The organism is Micromonospora sp. NPDC047753, from assembly GCF_040642735.1.
Taxonomy (GTDB): Bacteria; Actinomycetota; Actinomycetes; order Mycobacteriales; family Micromonosporaceae; genus Micromonospora.
The window spans coordinates 1-3,160 of sequence record NZ_JBEYSL010000652.1 but is presented as its reverse complement, the minus strand read 5'-3'; the positions used below and the strand labels follow the sequence as shown (position 1 = coordinate 3,160).

General features: G+C 71.3%; 3 protein-coding genes. 1 reads left to right on the top strand and 2 read right to left on the bottom strand.

Features of this window, described 5'->3' with window-relative positions; genetic code table 11:
• Positions 1-108: 108 nt before the first annotated feature.
• Positions 109-699: a TIGR03086 family metal-binding protein gene (locus ABZ749_RS32595; protein ID WP_357234647.1), complete on the bottom strand. Its 591-nt coding sequence runs from the start codon at positions 697-699 to the stop codon at positions 109-111.
• A 31-nt stretch (positions 700-730) separates the two neighbouring features.
• On the opposite strand from ABZ749_RS32595, the gene ABZ749_RS32590 reads away from it, so the two are divergent.
• Positions 731-1,549 (top strand): AraC family transcriptional regulator, encoded by an 819-nt coding sequence (locus ABZ749_RS32590; RefSeq protein WP_357234644.1) that lies wholly within the window; start codon positions 731-733, stop codon positions 1,547-1,549.
• A 35-nt stretch (positions 1,550-1,584) separates the two neighbouring features.
• On the opposite strand, the gene ABZ749_RS32585 is transcribed toward ABZ749_RS32590, so the two are convergent.
• Entirely contained in the window at positions 1,585-3,066 is a 1,482-nt protein-coding gene (locus tag ABZ749_RS32585; RefSeq protein WP_357234641.1) for a SpoIIE family protein phosphatase, read from the bottom strand.
• Positions 3,067-3,160 lie beyond the last annotated feature (94 nt).

Below are 3,160 nucleotides of genomic sequence, written 5' to 3'. Positions count from 1 at the left end.
CCCCACCCCCCACCCCCCACCCCGTTGATCATGAAGTTATTGCGCCGACACGCCGAGATCGAGGGCAATAACTTCATGATCAACGAGAGAAGGGCGTACCCCGGGGGGTTAGGGGGTTCGGGGCCAGGTGGGGGTGCGGCCGGTCTGGGTCAGGAGGTGGGCCAGGTTGGGTGCCAGGTCGGGGGTTGGGCCGGGGGTCGGGGTAACGGGTGGGTCGGCGAAGACGCCCATCTTGCGGGCGGTGGGGCCCAACCGCTCCACCAGCGCGTGCAGCTCGGCCACCGCCTCCGGGGCTGGCTGGTACGGCTGGCCGGTGGCGACCGCGAGATCCCAACCGTGCACTGTCAGGTCCAGCAGTGCCATGCCGCCGATGACGGGTTGCGGCATGCCCATGCCCGGCGACACGCCCTCCAAAGTGGACGGATCCGACCAGGCGGTCACCAATCGGTCGGTCTCCGCCTCGAAGCGGTCCCGCCAGCCGTCGCCCAGGTGATCGGGCTTCTCGGCCCACTCCACCTGTCGCTTCTCGGCCAGGCCCTGAAAGTTGACCACCACCTGGAAGAGGTGGTTGAGCAGATCACGGACCAGATAGTCGCTGCACGGGGTGGGCAGGTCCAGTTGGTCGTCGGAGACACCCCGTACGACATCGACGGTTCGCGGCGCGGCGGCCGCCAGCAGCTCGCTAGTCTGAGTGGACATACGGCCAGCGTATGAGGGTGGTCTTGAACAAATGCGACAGCGACCGCGTGGCGACAGCCGGGGAATTCTCGACCCCGGACGCCTGCTGCGCGAGATGCGCTTCCGCCGACACCTGCCGGCGGAGTCGCTGCGCCAGTGGGTCGAGCACTACTGGTTGATCGACTGGGCGTTGAGCGCGCCGTTCGAGCAACGGGTCGTGCCGCACCCGGCGGTGAACGTGGTGTTCCGACGGGACGACGACGGGCCCGAGTCCGGCGAGGTGGCCGGGGTGGGCCGCGACCTGTTCCGGATCACGCTCAACGGCACCGGCCGGGTGTCCGGGGTGCAGTTCCGCCCCGGCGGCTTCCACCCGTTCTGGCGGCAGTCAGTCAGTGAACTGACCGGCCGTAGGGAGCCGCTGCCCTTCGGCCGGTTGACCCACCCGGACGTCCCGGCGGGCGTGGGCGCCTCCCTCACCTCGGCGGCCAGCGACGACGAGCGCTGCCGGGCGCTGGACACCCTCCTCACCGCCTGGCAGCCGGAGCCGGACCCGCTGGCCGAGGAGGCCGTCCGAATGGCCGAGGCGATCCGTACCGACCGCACGGTGCTGCGCGTCGACGACTTCGCCGCGCGGCACGACGTTCCGGTCCGCCGGTTGCAGCGGCTGTTCATCGAGTACGTGGGGGTCGGGCCGAAGTGGGTGATCCGCCGCTACCGCCTCCAGGAGGCGGTCGAACAGGCCACCGGTGGCCCGTTGAGCTGGGCCGATCTCGCCGCCGACCTCGGCTACAGCGACCAGGCCCATCTGGTCCGTGACTTCACCGCCGTGGCCGGGGTGTCCCCCGCCGCGTACGCCCGCTCGGTGCGCTGAGAGCCGGAAGCTGCCAGAGCTGAGAGAGCCGCAGATCAGCGACGACGCAGGACGACCACGGCGACGTCGTCCTGGATCTCCGGTGGGGCCAACTCCGCCAGCAGCCGGGCGCAGAAGTGGTCGAGGTTACCGTCGACGGTCGCTGCGCTCGCGGCCAGCGCGGCCAGCCCTTCGTCGATGGTGGCGTCCCGTCGCTCGATCAGCCCGTCGGTGTAGAAGACCAGCGTGGCTCCGGCCGGCACCACGAATTCCAGGTCGGCCGGGCGCGGGGCGCGGACGCCGAGCAGCGGCGCGGAATGCTGGATGAACTCGACCTTGCCGTCCATGATCATCAGCGGCGGAAGGTGCCCTGCGCTGGCCAGCCGGACCCGTCCGGTCGGTGGATGCAGCAGCAGGACACAGAGCGTGGCGATCTCGTTCGGCAGCAGCGTCCGCATCAGCTCGTTGACGCGGTGCAGGATCTCGCCGGGTTGGTGGCCCTCGACCGCGTACGCCCGCACCGCGTGCCGCAGCTCGGCCATCACTGTCGCCGCGTGCAGCGAGTGGCCGGCGACGTCCCCGATCGCCAGCAGCAGGTGCCCGTCGAGCATCACCAGCTCGTAGAAGTCGCCGCCCACCTCGGTCTGCGCGGTGGCCGGCTCGTAGCGCACCGCGAGGTCCAGGCCGGCCACTGTGGGCAGCCCGCGCGGGAGCAGACTGCGTTGGAGGGTGACCGCGATCCGGTGCTCCTCATCGAACGAACGCTGCCCCTCCACGGCCGCCGCCACAGCCTGAGCCAGCTGCTTGAGCACCGGCGTCCGCGCGGTCTGGGTGGCGGTCGGGACCACCACGTACAGCGGGGCCCGGTCCTCGCGTAGCCGGGCGGCGGCGACTGTCACCGTGTCGTCCGCCGGCCAGTCGACGAGCGCCCAGTTCGCCGGGGCCTCCACCCGGACCGTGGCGCCAGTGGGCACCCCGGTGTCGTCGACGACCCACGGCACCACGGTGGCCAGCGCGCCGGGACCGGCGCAGACGCCCGCGAGGCAGTCGCCGTCGAAGGTTTCGGCGATCACCGCGGCCGGGCTCTTGAAGATCTGGGCGGCACCCTCGGCAGCGGCCTCCAGCAGGCGCGCGAAGGTCGGCGCGGCGTGCACCGCGACTGTCGTGTCGGCCAACCCGAGCAGCCGCTCAGCGAGCAGTTCGGCGCGCTGCCGCGCCTGGTAGTAGCGCAGCACCGCCCGGGTGGTGGCGATCAGCTCCTCGGGCTCGATCGGCTCGGTCAGGTACGCGTCAGCGCCCCGGGTCAGCCCCTGGGCGCGGTCGGCCACGTCCACGGCGTGCGCCGACACGTGGATCACCGGCATCGCCGGGTGCCGGGCCTTGATCTGTTCGCAGACCTCGTAGCCGCTCAGGTCGGGCAACCGGACGTCGAGGACCACCAGGTCGATCCGGTCCACCTCGACCCGAGCCAACGCCTCGGCACCGTTCTCGGCCTCCAGCACTGTGAACCCGGCCCGGGTCAGCCAACTGACCAGCACGCGGCTCGCGCGGGCAGGCCCCGCTGGGTAGATGGACAGACGATAGACTCCCTCGTCGTCCTCACCGCTCCGGGTCCCCCCTTGGAGAACTCTT